Below are 25,403 nucleotides of genomic sequence, written 5' to 3' on the forward strand. Positions count from 1 at the left end.
GGCCGAGGGCGAGGTGGTGGAGGTAGAGACAGTATGCGGCGGCGGGCCGGGCGGCGCCGACGGCGTATTGCCACCGCAGCGGGCGCCGTCGTCGGTGTCGGTGAGCTGGAGGACACAGGCTGCCCCGACGGTGGCCCAGCCCAGCCAGAGGAGACCCCTACAAGAAGGGGTCTCCTCGTCGCCATGCTCGCCGACCGCTTCGCTGTGGACTCGTCGCCGCCTGGCAGCAAGTCGTCTCGGCCAAGCAGGGAAGTTGCCGCTATCAGAATCGCCGGTCAGAAGCCTGCCTATGCTTCGGCGTCAGTTCTGGAGCGTCAGGCACTTCCGGAGCAGCCGTTCCAGGCGCAACTGGTTCCCCTGGTGGTCGAAGGCCTGGAGGGCATCAAGGCAGGTGACGATCCAGCGGGCCTCGTCTTCGTCCTCGATCCGGACCGCCACAGCGGTCACCGCACTCTCCAGGTCAAACGGGTCCTCCATGAACTCCTCGGCGAGAGACCGGTAGCCGGTCACGAGCAGCGGGTCCACGTACACGCCGGTCGCCTCAACAAAGGCGCGAGCCTCGGTCCGGTCCGCGCAGAGATCGGCCAGTCGGCGCAGCACCGCGTCCGGATCGCCCAGTTCATTGTGGAGACGGTGGGCCCGGTCGACAAGGATCGGCCAGCCTCCGGTCAGCTCGTGGAGACGGTCCAGACGGTCCTCTGTGTGGAACTTCTCGACCCGCTGGGCCCAGCCGTGCAGGCTGCGGCGGTCGTGCCGGCGCAGCACCACGGGAGCGGCCGAGGTGGGTTCGGTGCCCGTCAGCAGGGGGCGCCACAGGCCCAGCTGGGTGGGATCGGTGACGACGACCACGGCACGGGTCACCCCCGGCGTGACGGGCAGCAGCGTCTCGGCCAGGTCGACGGCCTGTCGGGGAGCCTCCGGCCGGGCATCCGGGTAGCGGGCGAAGTCGCTGATGACGACCCGCCGTTCCCGGGGCCGGCCGCCCGTGAGTTCCTGCTTGTAGACACTGGGCTTGCCTACGGGCGGCAGCGTCCAGTCGGCGATGCGTCCGGCAATCTCACGGAGGGTGTCTCCGACGTCGCCGACACCCGTGGCCGTGGTGCCGAGGACGACCCTCGTCTGGTTGGACCTCTCGCCAAGAAGGTCGTCGAGCTGGGTGATGGTGAGCGGAGCCGGTCGGCCGTCGAGCAGCTCGGGACGACCCTCCTGAACGATGCTCTCCTGGAGCTCGCAGTCGTGTTCGGCCCTGAGCAAACGGGCGTCCACCTCGTGGGAGGTTCCGATCATACGCAGGGCGTTCGGCCCCCTCAGATGCCAGCCCTGCCCGTCGTGGTTGGGGGCGAGCACGCCGAGGCCCACCATCTCGGAGAGGTAGGCGCGGAATCCCTCCGTGTCGAGCTGTTCGAAGCCTTTGCGCCAAAACGTCTCGCACTCCTCACGCAGTTCGGCGTCGCTCAGCCGCACCTCAAGGCCGCGATGGCGCGCGTGATAGGCCAGCACGTTGGCGATCACGTCGTAGCGGTGGTCGAGGCTGAGGGTGTCCTTGAACGCCGCCGAGATGCCGTCCCTGAGGCCGGTGTCCGACTCCACGACCTCGATGTCGGCGCTCTCCACCGCGTACGGGGGCCCCTCGGCTCCGCGCCGTGCCCGTTTGCGGTGCATCACCTCGACCAGCCGGTGCCCGAACATCTGGAGCAAGAACGGCTGATAGGAGCAGTAACCGAGCACCTTGTTGACGAGATCCATGTCCTGAAACTCGAAGCCGAGCGCCCGCATCGGGTCGACCAGCAGTTCGGCGGCGGACTGAGGGGCGAGCGGGCCGATCACCTTCGGGGTTTGCGCGAGGTGGCCGAACGGCCCGTTGCTGGCGAGCTTGGAGAACCGCTGCACGGAGTGCAGGCCGGCGAAGACGACCTTGGCACGATCCTTGGTGTCGGACCCGAGGCCCTTGAGCTTCTTGGTCTGGTCGAAGCGAGGAGCATCCGCTTCGAAGAACTGGTCGCACTCGTCGAGCAAGACCAGCAGGCGCCGGCGGGAGTCACCGTCGAGCCAGGCCCGGATGCCGGCGCGGACCCGTTCGGAGATGTCCTGTCGCGACCTGCGACCCGGCTGCCCGTCCAGCACCTCGACCGCCCGAAGCTCCCGATCGAGGACGCTCCACAGCGCCTCCGGCCCCAGCGAGCTGCCCTTGCCGATGTTCTCCTGGTCGAGATTCACGTACACCGCGAGCTGGTAGCCGGGGCGCTGCTCCTCGAACCGCTCCCCGGCATCACTGAGCAGGGCGGACTTGCCGAGTCCCCGGCCGCCGAAGATGACCTGCGTGCCGTGCCGGTCAAGGACGCTTTTGCGCTCGGCGTCACGGCCGTAGAACATCTCGCCGCCGATCCGGCCGCGCTTCTCCCGAATGTACGGGTTGACGCCGGAGAACGGCAACAGTGTCTGCGTGGCCGTGCTGACCTGGCGATTGCCCCGTGCCGCGAGGTAGGCCAGGGCGGCGTCGTCCACGACCAGCATCGGCTGCAGCCGGCCGGAGCCGATGGCGAGTTCGACGCGAGCCTCACGGCTCAGCGTGCCGAAGTAGAGAACGAGGAGGCTCGCTCCGCTGGTGTCGCGCTCTGCCAGGCTCATGACGAACTTGGCGGGCGGACGGCCCCAGACCATCAGCACACGAAGGCTGCCACCCTGCTCCCGAATCTGCGAACCGAACGCGGGCGCCTTCGCCCTGCCGTTGATCTCCACCTCGGTCGCTTCGAAGAGGCGGTACTCGCGCCGGCGCAGGTGCGGGGACCGCTCGTCGAGCGGCCTGGCGCTCTTAGCCTCGTAGCCGAGGAGTTTGAGGAGCGGCGGCAACTGCCGCCGCGCTGAGACGTCGAGCCGGTCTTTCGGCTCGGTCGCGCCCAGCACCCGCCACTCGTCGAGGACGTCGGCCGCCAGGGCCGCCTCGTCGGTCGAGAGCGTGCTGTAGTCCAGGATCGGAATGTCCGGGTGCGTCCCGCCGGACCGGACGAGGTCGACGAGGGCACGGTCGATGCCCTTGGGCAACCCGTCGGGCACGGCCGGGAAGAACTCGGTCAGGTGGGACTCGCCGCCGTCGATCTCTGGGACGTCCTCGCCGATCTCCAGGAAGTAGACCAGGTCGGCGGCTGTGGCCAGGCCACCGGTGTCCAGGTGCCGCAGGACCTGTGCGCGTTGCTCCTCGGTGGGGTCCAGGGCATCGAGCCGGGCCCGGATCCGGTCGGCCGCCTGCTGCCGGAAGGTGGGCAGGTCGCTCCGTACAGTGTCGAGCGCTCGTCGTACGTCCACCAGGTGGTACGTGTCGGTGCCGTCGAGCCGGTCCTTGGCATCGGCGAGGAGTTCCTGGAGGCGCAGGTCCTGGTCGTCGGTCACGGCACCATCGGCCTGCGCGCGGTGCAGCTCGGCGACAAGGTCGTCGTGCTTCCCGCGCAGCTCAGCGCGCCGGGCGGCCGCCTGGGCCTCGATCTCGGCCACTGCGGGCGGAGTGAACTCCCCGGCCCGTGCACCAGGCAGCAGCCCTCGTCCCGCCAGCTCGACGAGAGTACGAGCCGCGGCGAAGGCGTCGTGGGCGAGCCGCTCGGCGAGGGCGTCCTGCCAGCTCCGGTCGACGGCGGTGAACAGCTCGTCGAGCGACGGCCGCTCGTCACGGTGGTCGCACACCTTCAGCAGTTCCGCGTCCAGGACAAGTTCGGGGTCTACCGGATCGCCGGGATGCGTGCTCGCGGTGTCACCGGCCAGCAGGGCGAACAGCTCTTCCATGGAGGCGCGTGCCGCCCAGGCGGCTGCGGCCTTGACGGCGCCCGAGCCCCGCGCCAGCTGCTCCAGTTCGCCCAGTGCCGCCTCCTGGCCGTCCAGCAGGGACCGGCGCAGGGAGGAGATCTCCTTGACCGCCCGGTTGCCGTCGGAGCGGTCACCACGGCGTATGGTGTCGACCGCCAGACACCACTCCTTGACCAGACCGATGGCTCGATCCACGAGATGCACCAGGTCTTGCCGCCCGGAGCCCTGGAGCGGCTTGCCGCTGGGCGAGCGGTGCTTGCGGTCCATACGGTCGATCTCGTTACTTACCTCGGGCAGCTTCGACAGGCGCTCGGCCTGCTCGCGCACCTGGGCCACCCCGTCACGTTGGTCACCGACTACGGCCATGAGCAGCGATCCGAGCAGCCCGTCGCCGGACAACCAGCGCTTCGCGATCTCCGTCGCTCGTGCGAACCGAAGCCTCGGCGGTACGAGCAGGACACGGCACTGCTCCAGCAACTCCCGCAGCCGTGCCTCCGCCCCGGAGACGTCGGCGCTGACCACCAGCGGCGAGGCCACCATCAGGGCCCCGCTAAGGGCACGGTCGGCGACCGTGGTCGCCGCCTCCGCCAGCCGTTCCGGCAGCCGGGGCGCTAGAGCCTTCAGCTGGGCACCCGCCAGATGGTCCCCGGTGATCAGCGCCGTACGCAACAGGGCGGGCAGCAGAAGGAGCTCGCTGCCTTCCGTGTCTCGGCTGGCGTATCCGCCATATCGCTGGAGCAGGTCGGCGGTAAGCCGGACCCCCTGGCTATCACCGGACGTCAGCAACGCGGCGGCACCGGCCAGGCGGAGCGCCGCCACCTGCGGCTCGGGGTGGCCGGCGGCAGTCGCAACGCGGTGGGCGAGTCCGAAGCGCCGCTCCACGACCAGCCGCGTCAGGACTCGCTCTGTCGCAGCCTCGTTGGGATTCGCCTCGGCGTTGGCGGAGGCCAGAGGATTCAGAGCCGGCTCTGCGGATGGAGCGCCCTCGTCGCGTGACGCGTTGGAAGCAGGCGCAGGCGCGGCTACCGGGACGGTAGCAGGTGCGGGCACCGGGGCGGGCGCGGCCGAGAGGTTCGTTTCCGGGTCCGTGGCGGGTGCCGTCGGCTCGTCGATGGGTGTCGCGGCCCGCACGTCGTCCGTGTCGAGCGGACCGTCCGTCGGCGGTAAGGCGGAGGCTTGCGGTTCGAGTGCGGCGTGGGGCGGGGGGCCTTCGGTGGCCCGACCGTCAGGCCTCGCCGACAGGCTCTCGTCCGTTTGCTCGACGACTAGCTCGCCGTGCTCGGCGGTCATGTCGTCAGCGGTGGGATCCTCGCCTCCGCCGACGTCTCCTTCGGAGACCTCCACCTCGGCCTCGGCCAGGTCCGCGAAGCTCTCCTCCGGCTGCGCCAGTACCAGTTCAGGGGCCAGGACCACCGCCATGGCACACGCGGGTAACACCCGCACCATCTGATCCTGCAGGGCCAGGATCTCCGTCGCCGCGTACGCCTGTCGCCCCTCCCGGATCAGCCGTGCCAGGTCGGCGAGCGCGGCGCTTTCCTGCCGATGCGTCTGCTCCCACACCTCTGCGTTCAGCAGACGGCGGGTCGCTCCTCTCACAGCCTCGGCGGCAAAGGCAGCGGGGCTGTCCGGCCTGCCTGCGACATCCAGCAGTCCCCGCAGCGTCCCCCGTGCCTGGCGGTCACGGTCACATGCCGTCCGGTACTCGCGTGCGGCCTCCGTCATGTCCTTCAGGCGGCGGGGCACCCCGTTCATCCCCGCCGCGTGGAACACCGCGTCAGCGCTGTCGAAGACGGCGCCCAGCGCGGCCAGGACAGCCAGGTCCTCGTCATGCGGAGGGCAGCCGTCCGCCACCACACTGGTCACGTTCTCCGCAGCTCGCCGGGCTCCCGCGAGGGCCGACTCCAGCTGGCGGCAGGCATCCTCCAGGTCCGTCCCCTGCTCGGCCTGAGCGTCTTCGGATGCGGTCACGAGCACGTCGTGCGGGGCGCCGGAGCTCGGCACAACCTCCTCGGAAACGGCGACCTTCCCGCCCGGCCTGTCGGCGACGGCAGCCACCTCGCCCTTCCTCTCACCCGCGGACAGCCGCTCGAAGTCTTCCCGTATGCCGTCGAAGTCCGGGTACGCAGCCATGACGGACCGAGCCTCGTCGGCCACGACGGCCAGACGAACGGACTCCTCATCGTCGGCCGTCTCCGTGAACCAGTCCTGGTCGGCCGCCCAGGCGAGAACGTAGGCGTCGGTGACGGAGGCGTTGCACCAAGCGAATACCGTGGCTCGGAGCAGCGTCGTACCCCATCGGGCAACGGGCTCGGAGATGGTCTTGCTGTCCTTGGCGAAGGCGACCTGGAGGATCTGGTCCAGCACGGTGAGCGTGAGATCCCTGATACCGCAGGTGCAGGTGTGCTGCCGGGCGTCGCGCCGCAGCCGGGAGAGAACGTCCTGGCAGAGGGCCCTGCCTGCCCGCCGAGGGGCCGCCATGCGGATGCCCAGGCTGCCGAGCAGCTTCTGCCGGTTTCTGGGCGGCAGAGAGTTGAAGGCGAGTTCCACCATGCCGACCGTGAGCTCGTTCAGAGTGGCTCCGACCGGGTGTTCCAAGGCGTTGAGCGCGGCGGCCAGGCCTTCGAGATCCTCGGCCGAGACGGTCGGCGGGGACAGCGGCGGCCCCGTGATGACGTGGTAGCGGTCGTGCATGTACGCCTACTCCGTTTCTGCGGCTGATTCTGCGGGATCGACTCGCTCGACGCCGAGGAGCCGAAAGGGAGGAACAAGATGGCCGAATGAGGCTCGGAAACGTGGATTCGCGGGTCAGTGACCGCGTGTGTGCTCTGTGACGAACGTGTAGCCGTGGGGCAATTCCCAGCCGTCCGCCTTACCGAGCCTGCGGCAGTGTTCACGGAAGGCCGCTCGCTGCGCCTCGCTGGGCGAGCACCCCGGCCGGAGGCGCCGCAGGTGACCAGCAACGAACTGGACGGCGAGCAGCCCCAAATCGTCCGGTTCCGTGCCGCCCCATGGGCGTATCACCCGTCGCCGTACAGGGCGGTAGCCGATGAGCGGGATGGCCAGCTGCCCGTCGCGTGCCGGGTAGTACGGTTGCCCCCAGGCGTCCCGGCTGCCGAGGGCCGGCTCCAGGATTCGTTCCGCGAGCAGATCCGCGACCGCCGACTCCAGGACCGCGACTTGCGACCGTGCCGGCCAGCGCCCGTAGACCGCGCTCGGCAGGACCGAACGATCCAGTAGAGCATGGCCGTCCAGGGTGAGCAGCCCGCAGCGGCGCACGGTGCGCATCACCAGCTGCCGGGGGCCGAGACCGACCGCGCTGTCGCCATGGCGATCGCTGCCCGGAGCGTCCTCCCTGGTGAGCACGCGGGAGTCGTAGCAGTGCCCGATCACACGGTCGTCGACATGCACCGGATCCGTGAGCGGGGTCGTGGCCACGCGGATCACCGTTTCGCCGCGGAGCCAGCGCAGCTCGAGCATCAGGCCGGGAAAGAAGTCGCGGGGCCAGAGGATTCCCGTCAAACGACCCGGTTCGCCACCGAGTTCGGCGATGACGTCCTGAGCTGCCTCTCGTTCGTCCAGTGTCTGGCCGACATGGTCGAGTTCGAGGTGTGACGCGAGGCGTGGGCCGTGAGACCTGCGGAGTTCGTGCGCGACGTACGAGTGCAGAGGGAACCAGCCGTCGATGAGATGGGCAAGCCGCAGGGGCGCCCGCCAGGCGATCTCCTTCGCGTCGTTCCGCAGGAGTTCGCCGGGGCCGAGGAAGGCATCGTCAGCGAGGGGAAGATCGACCGGATCGATCTCCGCTTCCGGATCCCCCCCTGCTTCCGACTCCGGCCGCGCGGGGAGCGTCGACGCCCAGCCACGCCCTGCCGGGGCCAGGGGGTCTCCAGGCGCTTTTGCACCACCCGGATGATGAGACCGCCAGACGCCCCCGCTCTCGAAGGTGTCGTCAAGCGTGATCCGGGAGCCATTCTCGAACAGGCCCTGGTCGCTGTCCCTTCGGACGACATCGGCGAGTGTCATGTTCGCCCGGCAGACCGCCGCGGCGTACCCCACTCCCCTGAGCAGTTCCTTCGCGCCGGGGAACTGGCGAAGCCGCGGCCCGACCGCCGTGTACACCGTGACCGGGGTGGTGAGGCCATGGCGCCGCCTCGCCGGGGTGGCCGCGTGTTCCACCGTGGCCGCGAGAGACCTGAGGTCGTCGCCGCCCAGCGGTCCGGCATCGGCCCAGCACTCCGCGAGAGAAGCCCGGGTCACGGCGTAGTAACCCCATGTGCGCAGCGAGGCGCTGGAGCCGAGGACGCCCCGCACCGTGTCGAGCAGACCGAGCAGGCCCGCCCGCAGTTCGTCATTGCTTGTGCCGCCCACGAGTTCGGCGAGGGACACGGGAACGAAGGGACTGAGCAGCTGCTCCCGCGCCGCGGTCAGGAGGTGGTCCGCGTAGGCCGTCAGGTCGTCACATCGGGCCGCCTCCGGGGACGGGTAGGAGACGTCGACGACGACATGCCCGTCCTCGTTGATCCAGCGCCGGCGCGTGCGTAAGCGATGGAGCTGGGCCGGTGACAGGCTCAGGGCTGGGCCGAAGGCATGGAGGTCCGGGACCAGGAGCTCCCTTCGACTGAGAGCCGCGCCGGTCGCCGGCCTGCCCGGGCCTGCAGCGCCGGCGGGCGCCCCGGACACCCATTCCGGTACGTCCCCGAGCGGCCCCACTTCCGGATGCGCGCCCTCCCGGTGGACGATCTCCGCGTAGAGCGGGTCCGATCCCGTGGCCACGCGTACCATGGCACCGACCGGGAGTGCACGGACGGAACCTCCGAGGGTGATCACAGGGAAGTCATCGAGGCGCAGCGGGCTGCCCCCGTATCCGTCGCCCCCAAGGTCGTACCCAAAGTACACGGCATTGAAGGCGACGGCGGTGTGTACTGGTGCCCGGCGGGCGGCAGCCACCGCCTCAAGATAGCGCAGCAACAGATGTCGTTCCCCGCCAGGTACGGCGTCATAGCCTTTCGTCATGGCGGGAGTCAGCAAAACCTGGTCACCGTACGGGTCTGACACCCCCGTTCGCCCGTGATCGCCGACCGTCGCTGACACATGCGGGTCCCCACCCATGGCACCTCCGCCACACTGCAGGCCACCCCGGCCGCCTGCGGTAATTCCCGCACACTAGCCCGAGGTGTGGGGTTCCTGCGGCACTTTCCCCGCTTTGCAATTGTTGATGGTCGCCTGCAACCAACTTGTACGGATGGTCACATGCGTCACGCTTAGTCCGTGCAAGGAGTAGGGCATCGCGGATGCACGGCGCCACGCCTAGGCCGTTTCGTTTGGGTCACCGTGCGGGCCAGAGGAAGATGCCTGCGGGCGGGCGGGCCTACGAGATGGAGTCGTCGACGTTGCTCTGCCAGTAGCTGACCCACGCGCTGCTGTCCACGTGGGTGGCCTGCGGCAGCTTCAGGGTCGTTTCCTCGTCGAGGCTGTCGTCCTGCTGGGAGTTGGAGAGGTACACCTTGACGCTGTCCGCCTCGTAGCCCTCGCTCCCGGATCCGTCGGCCAAGGAGGTCATGATGCCGGCGTAAGCGGTCTCGCCCGGCTTGAGGACGACGACGGACTGCGGCTTGGAGGACTCCAGCGGCACCACCGTCGACTGGGCCTCCTCACCGAACCCCAGGTAGGGGTAGCCGTAGATCGCACACGGCGCGTCGGACTCGTTAGTGGCCTGGAGCAGCAGGTGGTTGATCGGACGCTGCACGCTCTGCACGGCCATGTTCATAGACAAGGCCGAGCAGTCGGGGATCGACGCGTCGGCCTCGGAAGGCTCGGATGCCTTGCCGTTCCGGCCGCTGGTGGAGTTCTCCGTCTTGTCCTTCTCCGGAGCGCTCCTCTCCTGCGTGCTCTTCTCCGGGATGTCCGGGGTGTTTTCCGCGGCTTCGGGCGCCTGCGCGCCGGAAGTCCGCTCGCCGCCGGCGGGCCGCTGGGTGTTCCCGTCCCCGGTGCCGCCCGATCCCCCGGTGGTCTGCTGGGTGTCCGTTGCGGAAGCCGAGCTGGTGGCCTTGCCCTCGGTCTTGGTACCACCGCCGTCCTCGGTGCAGGCCGTGAGCGCCAGTGCAGCGACGGCGGTCAGCGCGGCGGCGGCGGTACGCAGGATCTGAGAGCGGCGGGTGGCGGTGCGGTTCATGGTCGGTCTCCCCCAGGGCGATCGGCGGTCTCGGTGTGACCATGAGCTTTCCGCAGCCCGCTTCCGAACCGTTGACGCCTGGATAACGCCCCACTAATGGACCACCGAGACCCCCGACCCGGCGTCCAGCCGAACACCTCCGCGTCGCGCTCTTGCGCACTGTCCAGCGCGATCCGCGCGTCCCGGGGCTGGTGATAGCCGCCCGGGTGCTCCAGTTGACACCTTCGGGGCTGAACCCTGGATCGGCCGTGCGCTCGCCTGCGAGTGGAGACGGCGGATGATGGACCGTGGTCTCCGCAAGGATGGTCCTAAGTCCACGCAGGTGCGTGCTCTGCGGCCGGCCGGTAGAGCCGGATTCCTTTGTGGGTGATGGTCACCGTGGCCAGGGCTTGGATGGGCAGCTTCGATCTGAGCAGGGGCCGTTAGGTCAGGAAGCGCCCGGCGTCATGTGGTGAGCGGTGCCGGGCCGGCGGCGGCTTCGGCGCAGGGTTCAGCCCCGCTCGCATCGGGGGCTGCGCCGGTGAACCATTCCAGGCAAGTCGTCGAGCGAGGTGTGGCGGGTTTGGCTGAACCACTTGGCGTTTCCGTGCTCCGGGATTGGGACAGTCGGCGTCGGCTCCGTCGCCAGGGTTGCCGTGAGCCGGAGGCAATGGCGTTTACTGCGGGCTGGCACTTGGCCAGCGCGGCGCGACGCTCGCCGGGACTTGCTGTACGACCAGGTATCAGGGTCCGCGGGGGAGGGAGGCCGCCGCTACTTCGGGCCTTTACCGCGGTAAAGCCGACCGCTCCACCATTCGGACGCCTTTCCTAACGTGTCGCCTTGGAGGTTGATCTTGGACGTTAGTAAGGTGTCAGGCATGACGCCTCCAGCTACCTCCAACGACCGGGAAAAGGTCGTCTCCAAACTGCCGGGATGGCTCCGGCAAGACCTCAAGGTCAGAGCCGCACAGCTCGGCGTTGACATCCAATCCGCCGTAGAGCAGGGCATTGAGGCCTGGGTTTCTCTGGCCTCCACCCCCAGCGAGGTCGACACCTCCGGCGCCGATTCCTTCTCCACCTTCCTACCTGCCGGGCAATGGGACCTGTTCCGGCAGACCGCCGCCGACCGCCGCGTCTCCTTGATCCAAGGACTCGCCCAGTCCGTCCGCCTCTGGCTGGAGAAGAACCCAGCTCCGAGCGTGAAGCGCGCCAAGCACCCGCGGCGACGCATCGTCTGCAACCAGAAAGGCGGCGTCGGTAAGACGGCCGTGGCCGCTGGACTTGGCGAGGCCCTTGCAGAGGATCCCGGCTCCTTGCACCCGGTGCGGATCTCCAAGCACTTCGCTGCCCTGCTCAACGAGCAGCCGGAGAACGACCCGCTGGAGGTAGAAGACCTTCCGGGCCTCGGGCGGCGCACGCTGCTGGTGGACTTCGACCCCCAGCGGCACCTGACCAAGCAACTGGGGCAGCAAGAGATCCCCATGGCTCCGGATATGGAGAGCCTCAGCAAGCACATGACCGGTGAGGCCAAGGGCGACATCCGCGACCTCATCGTCCCCATCGCTGACACCCGGTACGGCGGCCGCTTGGACCTGCTGCCGGGCTGCCAGGACGGTTTCCTCCTCGACGTCGCCCTGTCCAAGGTGCGTTTCCGGGAAGCCGCGCTCGAACGCGCGCTGGCGCCGATCGAGCCGCTTTACGACGAAATCATCGTGGACTGCCCACCTAGCCTGGGGCTGAGCATGGACACCGCGATCTACTACGGCCGCCGGCGCGAGGACGAGGACCCCGGTAGCTCCGGCCCTCTCATCGTCGTCCAGGCCGAGGACAGCAGCGCCGACGCCTACGACCTCCTCGTCACGCAGATCGAGGATCTCCGTGACGATATGGGGGTGGAGGTTGACTATCTCGGCATCGTGGTCAACCTTTACGACCCGCGACGCGGGTACATCGCCACGTCCTCCCTTGAAGCGTGGATAGACATCAAGGACCCGAGAGTCGTCGCCGTCATCGGTGACCTGACCGACCAGCGCAAAGCGGTGCGTGTGAAGCAGCCGTTGCTATCTTTCGCCCCCCGCGGTGAGCAGGCCACCACCATGCGAGCCCTGGCGAGGGAGGTGTCGTGAGCAGCCGAGTAGCGGATCAACTGGGAACGGGCAGCTCTTTCAACCGAGCTCGCGGCGGGGTCAGTGCGCGTCGGCAGGCGGTCGCCGCCACTACCGGAGCACCCACGACAGGAGCTCCGGACAGCCGCCTCCGCACCCTTCCTCTGGCACAGCTGGTGCCCACGCGTTTCAACCCACGCCGTAATTTCGGCGCTCCCGAGGACCTGGTCGAGTTCGGCCTGAAGCTGAAGAAGAAGCAGCTGCAGCCGGCGGTAGCCGTCACACGGGAGGCCTACATCCGGCTCTGGCCAGATGAGGAAGAGGCACTGGGGAACGCCAAGTACGTCATCGCCAACGGCGAGCGGCGCTACCGCGGATCCCAGGCCGCCGGACTCCCGACTCTCGAGGTCGTCATCGACGACGAGATCGCGTCGTCACGCGCCGACTTCCTGGACGCGGTTCTCTCAGAGAACAACGACCGTGAAGACCTCGACCCCATCGAGCGGGCTCTCGGTATCCAGACCATGGTCGAAGAGCTGGGTGGCAAGGCGAAGGTCGCCGAACACTATGGAAAGTCGGCGGGCTGGGTCACGCAGCAGATGTACCTGCTGGACCTGGCACCTGAACTTCAGACTCTGGTGAGCTCGGGCGACCTCCCCGTGCGGGAAACCCGCTCGCTGGTGAAACTCCCCGTCGAGGAACAGGTGGCTGCCTGGCAGGCCCGCTCCGCCGAGAGAGAGGAGGACCGGGCACGACCGAAGCCGCCTCGCAAGCAGCAGCCGACACCGGACACCTCACAGCTCTCCTCTGGGCAGGCATCGAAGCGCCACGGCTTTACCGCGGTAAAGCCACCTCAGCCCGCAGACCGGCAAGCTGCGCCCGCAGAAAATTACTCTGCTGTCACCGAAGCCTCGGATGAGGGACAACGGCCTGCGTCATCTCATCCCGCCCCCACCATTGCACCAGCCGGCAGCGCCTCCTACGTTCACGATGTACCTGCCACTGAAACGGCAGTGCCAGCCCAGACACGAGGTGTCGATCACGCAGTGGACGCACTTCCCTGGGACAACCCCAACGAGATGTACAACTTGGTAATGGAGCGCATGACACCTGAGGACCGGGTCCTCCTGACCACACGCCTGGTCACGACCAACCGGCAGTTGGGCCTCCAGCCATAGCACCGACGGTTGCCCCGCCCATGCCCGTGAAGCAGCGGAGGGCGGATCACTTACCCGTTAGCGCTCAAACCGACGCTTCCCCTCCAGACGCCTCGATCACATCACGCAAGGCCCCGGCCAACCGCGAACGCGGTAGGAACCGGGGCCTTGCCATGCAACCGACCTCCCAAGGCCAGCGAGTCTCACGACCACGCACCACAGAACAACCCAGAGTTCTTTCGGCCATCGCCCCCCTCAAGTTCCACGCACTCTCCGACATGCCAGCCACGCCCCAGAGCAGGCAGCCGCACCAGCGGCCCATATCGCTTTACCGCGGTAAAGCCACAGCGGCTCACCCCACCAAGACCGATCACAAGGGGAACGTGCGCGGAAGGTCCAGGCTCCGTACGAAGAACGCAGCTGTGGACGGTCTGCTGCGGAGGTCCGGCTCACCTACACCGAATGGATCCGACCGAAGCGAGATCAGGTGCAGGTCAGCTTGGCCTCCCAGACGCCGCCAGGTCGGCGCGAGCCGCGAGCCGCGAGCCGGACGGAGCATCGCCGGGGCCTGTGGTTCTGATCCACCCGAAGGCTCTGACTGTCCTCCCGGCGGCACCGCTGCGCCGGCTGTAATTACCCCCTCAGCAAGGCGCGGCTTCGAGCCCCCGCAAGACGGACTTCCGGCGGGCGCATGGACCGGGACGGCGCCACGCCAGATCAGCGGCAGGCACCTACGTGCATGCTCTGAGAGTCGGAGGTTTGCTTTACCGCGGTAAAGGCACCAAGGGACGCCGACTGCCACAGCTCACGAGCTGTGCCCCGCCCAGGCCCGGCAGCACCAGGCAGTACAGCCCCCTGGTATGCGGCCCTGAACTCGTTCGCACGTGCGGTCCTAGGAGGAACTGTGCGCGCCTCACGTCGTCCTGTTCCAACTGCGGGCGTTGAGCTTCGCCATCATCCAGCACGACGGCAAGCCCGATGGGCGCCTCGTACATGTGGCTCGCGGATCCGAGCAATAGAAACCGACACCGACACCCCTCTGGCAGCCCTGCTGGAGGCGGCAACGGGATTGAACGCAGCCACTGTCGAGACGAATCGTGCATCGGGCAGGCGCAGTCGAAGCACTGTATGAGCATGAGGCGGCCTCAGGCACACTTCCTCTAGGGGCCCGTTCTCCTCCCCTACTGACCCTCCTCCCGGCGCCGGGCCGCCAGACGGGCTCGACCCCGCGACGGTCCGATACGTCTCCGCACCCACGTGCCCGGCTCCAGACCAGCGGGCTGTTGCACACCGGCCAGCGCTCGTAGCAGCGCCGGGCCACGCTGTCGGTCCGTACCTCCAACTGCGCGGCCGAGCCCTTCATACGCCCAGCACCGTCGCTCTCCAGCTCCTCGAGCAAAGGCTCCTGGTGCGGCTTCGCTACCACCAGCAGCCGATGCTGTCTGTGACTTAGCGCTCTGTCGGGCCATTGGGAGTGGAGCCGTCAGAAGTCGTACGGCTTCTCGGTGTTCCAGTTCAACACGTCGGCCTCGTTCCAGCTGAACTGCGGCTCCTCGCCCTTGCTGTCCACGGAGTAGAAGGGGCCGTCGTTGCCGCCGGTGCCGCGCAGCGCGATGGCGAAGGACTGCGCCGTGTGGTTCTCCGAGCCGTAGTCGAAGAGGTTCACCGCGCTGTACGCCTTGCCGCCGGGCTTGAGCGTGATACGCCGGCCGCTGCCGGGGTCGTCCTTCGTCGAGTGCGGCAGTACGGCGTCGACGTCGCCGAGCTTCACCGCCGGGTAGGAGGTGACCCAGCACGGCGTGCTGCCCTCGTTCGACGCGGTGATGAGCAGGTGGTCGCCCTGCTGCCCGGCGAACCGGTGCACCGCGGTGACCAGCATCTCGTCCCCGACACACTGCTGGGCGCCGGCCGTCGTGCCCTTGCTCCTGACCTCCTCCGTCCCGCCCGGGGCGGTCGTCGGGCGCGCGGCCTCGTCGGTGTCACCGCCGCTGTCAGCCTGCTCCGCACCGCCCTTACCGTCCCCGCCGGACGCTGGCCGGCTCTGCGCGGTACCAGCGGCGGTCTCGCCGCCGGTCGCCTTCGAGTCACCGTCGGAGCCGCCGCAGGCGGTCAGCCCCAACGCCAGCGCGGCGGTGACGGCGGCCAGGGCGGCGGTACGAATCCGAGAAGTACGCATGCTCAAGTTCCCCCTGCGTTTCGTGCGGGCGTCTGTTCTTGGCCGGACCCGCGGTGTGCACACCACTTTTCCCGGAGGGACTGACGTTCCGGAAACGCCTCACTCACGTTCCGCAAATCAACCGCGCGCGACCGGGAGGGGTCGAACCGCGGGCAGTCTGGAGCTCCTCACCTGGGACATGGCGCTCCCGTACGCGGTTCCCACCAGTCCCGCCTAGCCCCACGTTCACCACTCGCAGTTCCCGGGACCGGAGCTGAGGGCAATTCACAGAATGTGAATCATCGAGTTCCGGGCAGAATCGACTCATGGCGAAAAGGAAGCTCAGCCGCCAGCAGACCGTCGCGCCCCTGGTCAGGCCCCGCACACGGCTCGGCCCCGTCGACACCTCAGCTCTGGTCAACCAGATGCGCGAGGTGTACGAGAAGGCTGGCAGCGCCGATGGCATGCCCGACGACGCGGAACTGTACGGGGCCCTCGTCTGGGCGGGTCGGCACTCCGACAGACTCCGGACGGCCGCACCCGAGGCCCGTCGCGAGGCAGCTCTGATCCGGGTACGACTCTGGGAGGTACTCAAGGAACGGTGCGACCCGCACCAGGCCGCCGCGGTGGACGCAGCCCGAGAAGCCGGGGCTGAATGGGCCGACCTAGCAGGTGCACTAGCCGTTCGTACGCCCAGCGCCGCCTACAACAAGGCACAACGGCTGCGAGGTGCCAGCCTCATGGTGGACGGACAACCCGTACGCCGAACTCCTGAAGCGGTGACCGCCGCCCAGCATGAACTCGCCCGTCGACAAGCCGCCGAGCAACGCCGGGAGCAAGCCGCCACCCGACGGCATCGGTTGGTGGCCGCCGTCGCCACCCGGCTCCTGGCCCACCGCACCGACTTCGACGCCGGCGACGAGAGAGATGACGTGGACTACTGGCTGGACGAAGCGTCTGCCGTGCTGGCCGACTGCACCACTCCTCGCCAGCAGGCCAGCTTGGAGACATACCTGCGGGCTGCCCTCCGCCACCTGGACCGGCACACGCGAATCACCGCCCGGCCCGCCGCGCGAACCAATGAAGCCCACGCCGCCTACGCCGCGGCAGCCTCTCTCTTGAGCGCAAGCGATGCGCGGTGATCGAGAAGTCAGCCAGAGGCCGTGGGAAGGCGCACGCTGCCGCACCGCGCCCGGGTTCCCAACCGCCTCGATGTGAGCTGGGGCGTTCTTCACCGCAGGCAAGGGTTCGTGTGCCCGAGAGGGACCGCTTTCAGGAAGCTGGGCTTTACCGCGGTAAAGCCTGACAGGAACAGTCGGCGATAGCCAGGCCATGGATGTCGGTGGCGATGCCTGTCTTGCGGCCAGGGCTCTTCCTGCCTGGATCGAGCCCAGCCGTCTCCTGGGGCGCGTTCGTCGAGGACCGCACGGTCTGCGAGTCGACCTTGGACCCTGGCGACCACGATCGTCGTGGGCGTGTCCTCTACCGTCAACCGCCATCGACCCCAACCATGCTCTCGGTATCCGAACCATGGTCGAAGAGTTGGGTGGCAAGCCGAAGGTCGCCGGGCACTATGGAAAGCCGACGGGCTGGGTCACGCAGCAGATATCTACCTGCTGGACCTGGCACCTGAACCTCAGACTCTGGTGAGCTCTGGCGATCTCCCGCTGCGGGCTACCCGCTCGCTGGTGAAGCTGCCCCTCAAGGAATAGACGGCCGCCTGGCAGGCCCCGCTCCGCCGAGCGAGAGGAGGCCCGGCACGACCGAAGCCACCTCGCAAGCAGCAGCTCAGGGCGTACGTGCCCAGCTCTAGACCGGGCACCTCACGGTCATCCTCCAAGGGGAGCAGTCGCTGGCAGCGTGGCAGCCACCTCGGCTGGCTCCGGCTGTGATCGCCGGGATCGAGCGCCGGTGCTGGGCAGTCCGAGAACGCCCAGCAGTTTGGCCAGGCCACCCTCGCCGAGGACGTGGTCACGTCCCCGGTCCACGACAACACAGCCACCGAGTGTGGGGCCGGCGAAAGCCCACCGACCCGCCGTTCGCGAGGTGTGAGGACACCCGTTCGAGCCACACATCCGCGAAGTCCAGCCACTCCCGGCTGCTGCGGTGAAGCTGTCAGGTGGCGTTCACCTGTCCGCAACGCGCGGTAGACAACCTCCCCGTGCGCGGCCGTTCACCACGGCCGCAGTCTTCGGAATTGGGGGGACTTAGATGCGAAGACGCCACATGCGCCGCACTGGATGCGCCGCAGCGGTCAGTGCTCTGTTCTCGGTGTTCGTCTCACCCGCCGCGCAGGCGGCGCCGGCGCCGCTCACCGATCCCGGCAAGGCGGCCGCGATCGCCGCCGAGCTAGGGCACGATCGCTCCGCTGGGGTCTACGAGAAGGACGGACGCCTCGTGATCGCGGTCACCGACCAGGACGCCGCTGCAGCGGTCCGCGAGGCAGGCGGTACGCCGGAGGTTGTGAAGTACAGCGCCGCCGACCTCGACTCCGTCCACGCCGAGCTGGACCAGCTGGGAGGCATTCCCAACACCGCGTGGGGAGTCGACCCGGCCGGCAACCAGGTGTCCATCGCGATCCATGACGGCGTGTCCGCCGCCGACCGGGCCCGGATCGAGCGAGTGGCCTCAGCGCACCAGGGCGCCGTGCGCATCGAGACACGCGCGGGCAAGCTGGAGCGGACCTCCTACGACATGCGCGGTGGGGTCGGGATCGTCTCCACGAACTGGCGGTGCAGCTCGGGGTTCAATGTGCAGAACGACACCGGTGAGAGGTTCATGCTCACCGCCGGGCACTGCATGCTCAACGGGAACTACACCTGGTACCGGCACAACGGCTACATCAGGCTGGGAACGGTGACCGACTGGGAGGACGAGCCCGGGGACTGGGCCATCGTCGACTACACCAACCCGGACGTCGTCCCGTACGGCACGATCCAGTACAAGGACGGCTCCGAAGGTCAGATCACCAGTTCCCGCTGGGTCACCGACGGAGAGAAGGTCAAGCGAGTCGGCACCGTGAGCCAGGACCGGGACGGCATGGTGCTCAACCCGAGCACCACGGTCACCTTCGATGGTGGTGTCACCCTCTACAACATGATCGAGACCAGCCTCTGCGTGATGCACGGTGACAGTGGCGGCGCCATGTTCACCGGGACCACCGCGCTGGGCATCAACTCCGGTGGAAACTACGCCGACGAGGCCTGCGGCGACACGGACGCGCAGCCCGACCGCGTCTCCTACTACCACCCCGTTCAGGACGTGCTTATCAGGCATGACCTGCGCGTCTTTTGAACCTCGATCCACGCCTCGGCAATCGCTCGCCGCGGGCCTGGCCAACTGCCCGTGCGATGTGCCGCGAGGCGGGCAATGCGGCCTTTCGCTCCGGCCAGTGCACGGTAACCGGCCGGGCCGGTGCCGGTCGGGGCTCGTGCCCGGACCAGGGCGCCGCGGGCGGGTTCCGCGACGGATCGTAGTGGGCCCACCCCCGGAGCCACTCCGTGCCGGTGCGGGCCGCGCCGCGGACGCCGGTCACGGTGCGGTGAAGAACGCGGCCGGACACGCCCCGCAGCCGAACCCGGTCCGAGGCCGGCACGTCACAGGGGCGGCGAAGTGTCCGCGCTCCACGGCACCGCCAGCACCCGTCATCGCCGACTCCCGGGAGGATCCATGTCCACGAAGACCACGCGCACCAGCCGACTGATCGCCGCACTCCTCATATGTGCCGTGGGAGCCGGCGCCGTCGTCGGCTGCTCCGGTGAGAAGGCCGGCAGTCGCGACGAGGAGACCCGCCGCGGCGAGCCGGCGCCGGATCCGGACATCAGGGCGCGTCAGGTCGCCGACGCCTGGGAAGGGTCCGAAGCCGCCGAGCAGTGGCGCCGGGGTTATCACCCAATGGGTGAGGTGGTCCAGACACCCGAGGGCGGCTTCCGCGACGAGGCCGACGAGCGCGCCTTCGAGACCGGCAACTTCGACCTTCGCGGCACCTTCCCCGCCTCCCCGCACAGGGACGGGCGCGTGAGGTGGAAGAGCAGTGGCTCCCGCACGCTGCCGCTGATGAAGGCCCAGGAAGCCTATGCGACCCTGGACCGCGACAGCAGTCCCGGACGGCACCTGACGGTGACCGGAGCGGAACTGGGCGAGATGACCGTGATCACCAGCCGCGGCGCGGCGACTGTCCCCGCCTGGCACTTCGCCCTGGAGGGCTACGACACTCCGCTGAAGCGGGCGGCCATCCGCCCGTCCAAGCTCCCCCAGCCACCCGTCGAGCCGGTCCGGCGGGTGGCGACCGACGCCCTCGCGGCACTGGGCGGGCTGGTCGAGATGGCGCAGGACGGCCGCTCCGTCACCGTGATGGCCACCCACGGATCCTGCGATGACGGGCCGCTTGTGGACGTGCTGGAGACAGACCGCAGTGTGGTGCTGTCCGCGTCGACCGTTGATGCCGACGACGGCAACTGCACCGGCGAGATGCGCGGCGAGACAGTGACGGTGAAGCTGGACCGACATCTCGGCGACCGCATGATCCTGGACGCGTACACCGGCCGGCCCGTGCCGTACAGCCGGTGGCCCGAGGTCTCATTGAGTTGGAGCTGAGCCTCCTCGATACGCTCTCTGTGGCTTCCGGTTCGTCCTTGGCCTCGGCAAACGGACCCTAGAGGGCAGGGGTCATGCCGGGGTCTTCGGGGAGGCCCGGCCTGCCGCAGCGTGGGCGATCATCGGGTGGCCGGCTTCGAGACGCAGAGGATCGCAGTCGCCTCGCAGCGCAGCCCGCTCGGTCGGTGTTTGAGGTTCGCGGCCGGGAGGTCGACCATCAGCTCGGCGGCGCGGCGCATGACCGCGGCGGTGACCTCGAGGTCTGTCCCGGCGTCGGCAGCATGGACTCGGGGCAGCACCAGGAGGTGGCCCTCATGCACACCACCGCGGCGGGGGCGGATCGCCAGAGCGTCAGAACACTCACGGACGCACAGCCGGGGCCTCCTCGGCAGCGATGGAGCAGAAGACGCAGGTCATTCGCCTCCCAGCGGTTCGGGAGGGTCACAGTGACCGAGCTGGCCGGGATGGGCAAGTCCGGGAGGGCCGGGCGGTGACCTGATCGAGGACCTCCCACAGGGTGCTGGTCGGCCCGACTCGGGCTCGACCAGAATGACTCGGGTGGCGCTTGCGGTCTCGGCTTCGACAGTCCGTCGCCAATTCCTGATCTGGTCGGGCCGGAGTCTGGGACCGGCTGCATCAGAAGATTCTCGACGTGCTGGCCGACAAGAGCCTGGCCGGCCTGTCCAGGACCGTGCTCGTCTCGGCCCACGTCCGCGCAAAAAGGAGGGGCGAGCTCGCGGGTCAGTCGCCCGTGGGCCGGGCAAGCTGGTGGGGCCGGGCGTCGACCGCCCGGCCCTCAGACGGATCAGCTGCCTACTGGACGATCTCCACCGTTGCGGTGGCTTGGCCGGGTGCGTGAGTATCGTCGCCCGAGTAGGTGACGACGTACTCGGCATAGCTCATGTAGTCGGGCGGCAGGTCGGTGAAGGCGAAACTGCCGTCGGGCTTGACTTGCACGGTTGCGATGGGCCCATTGGCCCGTGCGACGGTAACTACCTTGTTCTCCGGGAACGGCACCAGGGAAGTGAGCTTCCCGCCAACCGTCACCGGCTGTCCGTGGGGGCAGGTCGCGGGCGCGGCGAGGGCGATGTTGCTGTTCGCCTTGTGCACATCGGTGACGATGTCGAGGATGATCTCGCCGGAGTACGGGCGACGCGTACCGAACAGGCGGCTGCCATCGGGCGCCCAGGCTACCCCCCGGTCCAGCAGTTCCAAGTGGCCGTAATTCAGGGAGACCGTGCGGAACGGGGTCGTTTCACCGGGCCGGTAGATGAAGATTTCCCAGTCCCCGGTGGCCATAACACCTGCGGCCACGGTGCCGTTGGGAGCGATGGAGACGGCATTGGGGTAGGCCCCTGTGTCGTATGGAGCTTCCTCTGCCAGGTCCGGCAGCGCCCACCGCTGGTGGTAATAGGTACCGCCGTTCGCGGTTATTGCGCTGTGACCGTCCGGCGTGATGGCGAGGTCCTCGACGTCGCCGGTGCCGTCGGTGTAAGCAATCTCCTCGGCGGTGCCCGACGCCACGTCGTACACCCGCATCCCCGCCCCACCTAGACTTTCCGCGGCGACCAGCCGGTCGGGGGCGCCCGGAGACGAGGCGAGCCGGGGTTTCCCGGACCACACAGGGTCGTCGTCCAGTTCGACGGCCGGTGCGGCGTCAGTGACGGCGATGGACCCGATGCCGGCGTCGAAGAGTGTCGCCTGGTAGGAGAACCACAACCGCCCGCCGGCGACGGCGAGATTCTCCGGTCGGGTGTCCGTCCCTGTAGGGAAGCGGCGGGTTTCGGTCAGGGTGGTGGTGTCGATCTCCGCGATGGCGTCAGCATCAGGGAGGGCGACATACAGGTGGGACTCATCGGCCGTGAGTGTCATGCCGCGGGCACCGTCGAGCCCCTCGACGGTCTTGATCACTCTTCCGTTGTGGTCGGTGGCCAACACGGCGTCCTGACCGGGGGCAGAGACGTAGACATGCTGGCTGTCAGCGAGGGTTTGCCAGTGTGAGGTCACCGGGAGCACGATGCTGTCTAAGGCCTGGGCCGGGCTAGGGCTGACGAGCAGGGTCACTGAAGCGGTGATGGTGGCGAGTGCCGTTCCCCCCGCGAATCTTCGTATGCGCAAGTGCGAAATCTCCCCATGATACGCGTCGACCGCTCGTGCGATCGGGAGGCCAACCCTAGGCTCCCGCGCCGACAACGACGCGACGATTTCCGGGCGTTACAGGGCGGGGGTGGTGATCACGGGGCCCCTTAGGCGGCGGCTTCATGGCGGTAGCAGGAGGCGTCGCGGTCAAGGTCGATCTGCTCCGCCCGGCGTGCTGCGGTGCTGACCATCTGCGCGAGCGCAGGCAGGAGCCCGCCGGCACGTCCACGTCTTCCTGGAGCTCGCACAGGAACGCGGCGAGTTCGAGTGCGTCTAAGTCATCGGCCTTCAGGTCCTCGTCGGCCTGCCAAGCTCGAAGGGGTGAGAGTGCGACCGGCCTTTCGCCGGTGCCATAGCCGTCCCGGGGGCCCGCCCCGGCTCGTGGGGCCCGGGGCGGGACCGGTCAGAACGGTGGTTCGTCCGGCCAGGGGTGCCGGACCGGCCAGAGCCGGATGCGCAGCTCGCGCCGGTTCGCCCAGCAGCCGCATGCCTCCATCTCCGGGAACGGGCCGCCGGTCCACCAGCCGCCGTCACCGTGGCAGTGCGGGCAGTTCGGCCGGGGCCGGGCGGTGATCGCGATGTGGTGCCGGTCGGCGTGGAGCGTGAGGTGGCCGGCCTTGAGCACCGCGGCCGCCATCGCCCCGGCGAGCGGGACGGCGGCGGCGAGCAGCAGGGCAGCGCGCAGTCGGTCGGTCACGTCAGCGGGCCGCGGCGTCCGCGAGGATCTCGGCGTGGTCGAACGCAAGGTCGGGGAGGGCGTCCAGGGGCCACCAGTGGGCGGCGGTGGCGTCGTCCCCTGCCGCCGGCGGGAGGGGTGAGGAAAGGGTGGCGGTGTAGGCGACGGTGACGTACCGGCCGCGGGGGTCGCGGCCGGGGGCGTCGTAGGCGCCCAGCTGCCGGAGCTCGGCGAGCGGGACGGTGATGCCGGCCTCCTCCACCAGCTCGCGCCCGGCGGCTACGAGGCTGGTCTCCCCGATGTCGACGTGACCGCCAGGCAGCGCCCAGCAGCCCTCGAACGGGGCCCAGCCCCGCTCGATCAGCAGGACGTGGCCGACAGCGAGCAGGACGACGTCAGCGGTGTAGCGAATCGTCTCGGCGGTGGTGTCGGTGGTCATGGGCTGGGGTCCTCTCGGGTCAGGCGGCCAGCAGGTGCTTGGCCGGGGGAGCGGTGTAGGTGCTCGGGTCGGCGGGTGTGCCGTCGTGGCACTCCAGGCAGGAGCCCAAGGTCTTCTGGATGAGCACGATGAACCTTCCATGTCGGTGGCGTGTGGACGTGGATGCGCCCGCCGCGCCTGGTGGCGGGGCGGCGGGCGCGGGTGGAGTTCAGGCCGGTCGGCCTGTCCGGTCACCGGCCGCTGGCCACCCGGGGTGCGGGCGGCGGCGGCCGGTGGCCAGGCGGAGCGACCGGATCAGCAGCCGAGCTGGCGGACGTTGTCCGGGGCGGGGCCATCGGGCTGGGCCGGGATGTGGATCTGCGGCTGGACCGTGATCTGCGGGGCGCCGGTGTGGACGGTGGAGAAGACCCGCGGGCGCAGGTTCAGTCCGCGCAGGGCGATGGCCGAGGTGGTCGTCCAAGCGAGGACGGCGATGGCGGTGGCGACGGTGCGCGAGCTGTCCGGGGTCGTCGTCCAGACCATCGCGATGCTGGCGCACCCCCATGCCAACCACGTCAGCCGGATGCCGTTGCTGCGGGTGATGAACCCGCCGATCAGGGCGAACAGGCCGGTGACCTGCCACAGGGTGTAGACGGTGGAGGCGCTGATCGGCAGGCCGGTGGAGTGGACGGCGATGTAGGAGCGGATCGGGTTGTCGATCGTGGCCCACACGCCGGTGGAGGTGTTGTCGCCGACCTGGACGTTCGGCACGGCGGTGAGGATGCGGTGCGTGGCGTCCAGCAGGACGTCGACGGCGCCGATGAAGAGCAGGACGACGGACGAGAACACGGTGATGGCGGCGGCGGCCTTGATCCAGTTGGCCATGCCGTGCCATCCGCCGTCGGGTGCGCGCCGGACGTCTTCCCACAGCTCGTGGAGGGTGCCGCCCTCGTCCCACGCCCCGTTCCACCAGGTGCGGGCTTCGGCGAGGCGGGACTTCTTCTTCGTCGACGTCGACTTCGTGGGGTCGTTGTCGGCGGCCGGGGTGGGGTCGTTGGGTGCCAAGGTGATGCTGCTCCTTCGGGACGGTGGTGGTGCGGGCCGGGCGGCCTGTCCCGTCCCCGACGCCCGGAGCGGGCGGGGCGGGGACGAGGCAGGCGGCCCGGCTCATCCGTGGAACTTGTTGCGCCGGAAGACCGCCTTGCGGATGTGGACCGTGGTGCCGCCCCCGCCGTTGCCGCGCGAGGCTCCGCGTACGGCGAGCGCGAGGAAGATCAGCACGAACAGGCCGGCCACGCTCATCACGGCCTGGCCGGTCGCGGTGAGGATGGCGGGCAGCTGCGCGAGGGTCGGGGCCGCGGCGCCGACGCCGACCCCGGCGAGCGCGATGCCGCCGCCGGTCGACAGGGCGATGGCGCTGTACTTCCACACGAACGCCGGCATCGCTCGCTGCGGCGCGGTCGGAGCGGCGGGCGGAAGCAGGTGCGTGGGCGCCGGGGCCATGATCTGACCGTGGACCGGGACCGGGGTGAGGGCCGCCTGCTGGTACTGCGCGCGGAGGTACTGGAGGGCTTCCTCCCGGCGGACCAGGTCGTAGACGCGCGCCATGTACGCCTCGTCGGTGGGGAGTCCGACGACGGCGTGGGCGGGTGCGGCCGGATGGTCGCCGGGGCGGGCCTCGGGGAACAGGGCCCAGATCTGCTCCAGCCCGTCGACCGGGAGGCCGGCGGTGGCCGGGCTGGGGTTCGGCAGGGTGTGCTGGTAGTCGGTGAGGGTGAGATCGCGGGGTTCCACGGAGTGCTCCTTGACGGGGGAGAGGGTGGCGGGGAACGCGAAGGACCCGCCCGGCCGGGATGGCTGGGCGGGTCCTGGTGGCCCGGAGCGGGCCGTGGGGTGCGCGGGCGGGGATCAACCGAGGCTGTAGAAGGCGAGGAACGCCGCGAGGAGGCCGAGGCCGACTTTCACCCACCACGGGCCGAACTCGAACGCGCCCCAGACTGCCGCGATGGCGGCGGCGCGCAGGCCCCAGCGGGCGAAGAACCCCAGCGGCTGGTGCTGCTGGAGCTCCTGGATCCGGACGGTGCGCCGGTCCATCTCCGACTGGAGGTGCGCGCGGGTGACTGTGTCGGCCTCGGAGGTGTTCTTGAAGGTTTCGCTGTAGGAGTGCCGTTCGGCCTCTAGGCGCTCGATCTCCTCATCCGTTGTCTCCAT

Annotated in this window: 16 protein-coding genes; 5 read left to right on the forward strand and 11 right to left on the reverse strand. The window is 69.1% G+C overall.

Going from position 1 to position 25,403, the window contains the following annotated elements; genetic code table 11:
- Positions 1-300: 300 nt before the first annotated feature.
- The 3 genes from ACH4B3_RS31595 to ACH4B3_RS31605 form a co-directional block, all read right to left on the reverse strand.
- A complete protein-coding gene (locus ACH4B3_RS31595) occupies positions 301-6,486 on the reverse strand; it encodes a hypothetical protein (protein WP_398468734.1) in 6,186 nt (2,061 codons plus the stop codon).
- A gap of 114 nt (positions 6,487-6,600) precedes the next feature.
- Complete coding sequence (locus tag ACH4B3_RS31600; protein ID WP_398468735.1) at positions 6,601-8,808, reverse strand: hypothetical protein; 2,208 nt, start codon at positions 8,806-8,808, stop codon at positions 6,601-6,603.
- 355 nt (positions 8,809-9,163) lie between these two features.
- Positions 9,164-9,967, reverse strand: a complete 804-nt coding sequence (locus ACH4B3_RS31605) for a DUF4232 domain-containing protein (protein ID WP_398468737.1) — start codon at positions 9,965-9,967, stop codon at positions 9,164-9,166.
- Between the two features lie 857 nt (positions 9,968-10,824).
- Between ACH4B3_RS31605 and ACH4B3_RS31610 the strand changes: the two genes are divergently transcribed.
- On the forward strand, positions 10,825-12,072 hold the full coding sequence (locus tag ACH4B3_RS31610) for a ParA family protein (protein ID WP_398468739.1): 1,248 nt from the start codon (positions 10,825-10,827) through the stop codon (positions 12,070-12,072).
- Positions 12,069-13,229 carry a ParB/RepB/Spo0J family partition protein gene (locus tag ACH4B3_RS31615; RefSeq protein ID WP_398468741.1) on the forward strand — a complete coding sequence of 387 codons (1,161 nt, stop codon included), beginning with the start codon at positions 12,069-12,071 and terminating at the stop codon, positions 13,227-13,229. The genes ACH4B3_RS31610 and ACH4B3_RS31615 overlap by 4 nt, the downstream gene beginning before the upstream one ends.
- A 1,462-nt stretch (positions 13,230-14,691) precedes the next feature.
- On the opposite strand, the gene ACH4B3_RS31620 is transcribed toward ACH4B3_RS31615, so the two are convergent.
- Positions 14,692-15,384 carry a DUF4232 domain-containing protein gene (locus ACH4B3_RS31620; RefSeq protein WP_398468743.1) on the reverse strand — a complete coding sequence of 231 codons (693 nt, stop codon included), beginning with the start codon at positions 15,382-15,384 and terminating at the stop codon, positions 14,692-14,694.
- Between the two features lie 305 nt (positions 15,385-15,689).
- Between ACH4B3_RS31620 and ACH4B3_RS31625 the strand changes: the two genes are divergently transcribed.
- The 3 genes from ACH4B3_RS31625 (at position 15,690) to ACH4B3_RS31635 (ending at position 19,959) form a co-directional block, all read left to right on the forward strand.
- On the forward strand, positions 15,690-16,505 hold the full coding sequence (locus tag ACH4B3_RS31625; RefSeq protein WP_398468745.1) for a hypothetical protein: 816 nt from the start codon (positions 15,690-15,692) through the stop codon (positions 16,503-16,505).
- A 1,129-nt stretch (positions 16,506-17,634) separates the two neighbouring features.
- Positions 17,635-18,657, forward strand: a complete 1,023-nt coding sequence (locus ACH4B3_RS31630; RefSeq protein ID WP_398468747.1) for a S1 family peptidase — start codon at positions 17,635-17,637, stop codon at positions 18,655-18,657.
- 375 nt (positions 18,658-19,032) lie between these two features.
- On the forward strand, positions 19,033-19,959 hold the full coding sequence (locus ACH4B3_RS31635) for a hypothetical protein (protein WP_398468749.1): 927 nt from the start codon (positions 19,033-19,035) through the stop codon (positions 19,957-19,959).
- 119 nt (positions 19,960-20,078) lie between these two features.
- On the opposite strand, the gene ACH4B3_RS31640 is transcribed toward ACH4B3_RS31635, so the two are convergent.
- The 7 genes from ACH4B3_RS31640 to ACH4B3_RS31670 form a co-directional block, all read right to left on the reverse strand.
- Positions 20,079-20,279 carry a hypothetical protein gene (locus ACH4B3_RS31640; protein WP_398468750.1) on the reverse strand — a complete coding sequence of 67 codons (201 nt, stop codon included), beginning with the start codon at positions 20,277-20,279 and terminating at the stop codon, positions 20,079-20,081.
- Positions 20,280-20,772: 493 nt separating this feature from the next.
- Entirely contained in the window at positions 20,773-22,023 is a 1,251-nt protein-coding gene (locus ACH4B3_RS31645; protein ID WP_398468752.1) for a hypothetical protein, read from the reverse strand.
- A 478-nt stretch (positions 22,024-22,501) separates the two neighbouring features.
- Complete coding sequence (locus ACH4B3_RS31650) at positions 22,502-22,795, reverse strand: hypothetical protein (protein ID WP_398468754.1); 294 nt, start codon at positions 22,793-22,795, stop codon at positions 22,502-22,504.
- Position 22,796: 1 nt separating this feature from the next.
- The gene (locus tag ACH4B3_RS31655) at positions 22,797-23,213 is read right to left on the reverse strand and encodes an NUDIX domain-containing protein (RefSeq protein ID WP_398468755.1); all 417 of its coding nucleotides are present in this window, start codon (positions 23,211-23,213) and stop codon (positions 22,797-22,799) included.
- 294 nt (positions 23,214-23,507) lie between these two features.
- On the reverse strand, positions 23,508-24,257 hold the full coding sequence (locus ACH4B3_RS31660) for a hypothetical protein (RefSeq protein WP_398468756.1): 750 nt from the start codon (positions 24,255-24,257) through the stop codon (positions 23,508-23,510).
- A gap of 102 nt (positions 24,258-24,359) precedes the next feature.
- Positions 24,360-24,986, reverse strand: coding sequence for a hypothetical protein (locus ACH4B3_RS31665; RefSeq protein WP_398468757.1), 627 nt, complete (start codon positions 24,984-24,986; stop codon positions 24,360-24,362).
- Positions 24,987-25,100: 114 nt separating this feature from the next.
- Positions 25,101-25,403 (reverse strand): hypothetical protein, encoded by a 303-nt coding sequence (locus tag ACH4B3_RS31670; protein ID WP_398468759.1) that lies wholly within the window; start codon positions 25,401-25,403, stop codon positions 25,101-25,103.

The organism is Streptomyces sp. NPDC018031, assembly GCF_044327625.1.
Classification (GTDB): Bacteria; Actinomycetota; Actinomycetes; order Streptomycetales; family Streptomycetaceae; genus Streptomyces.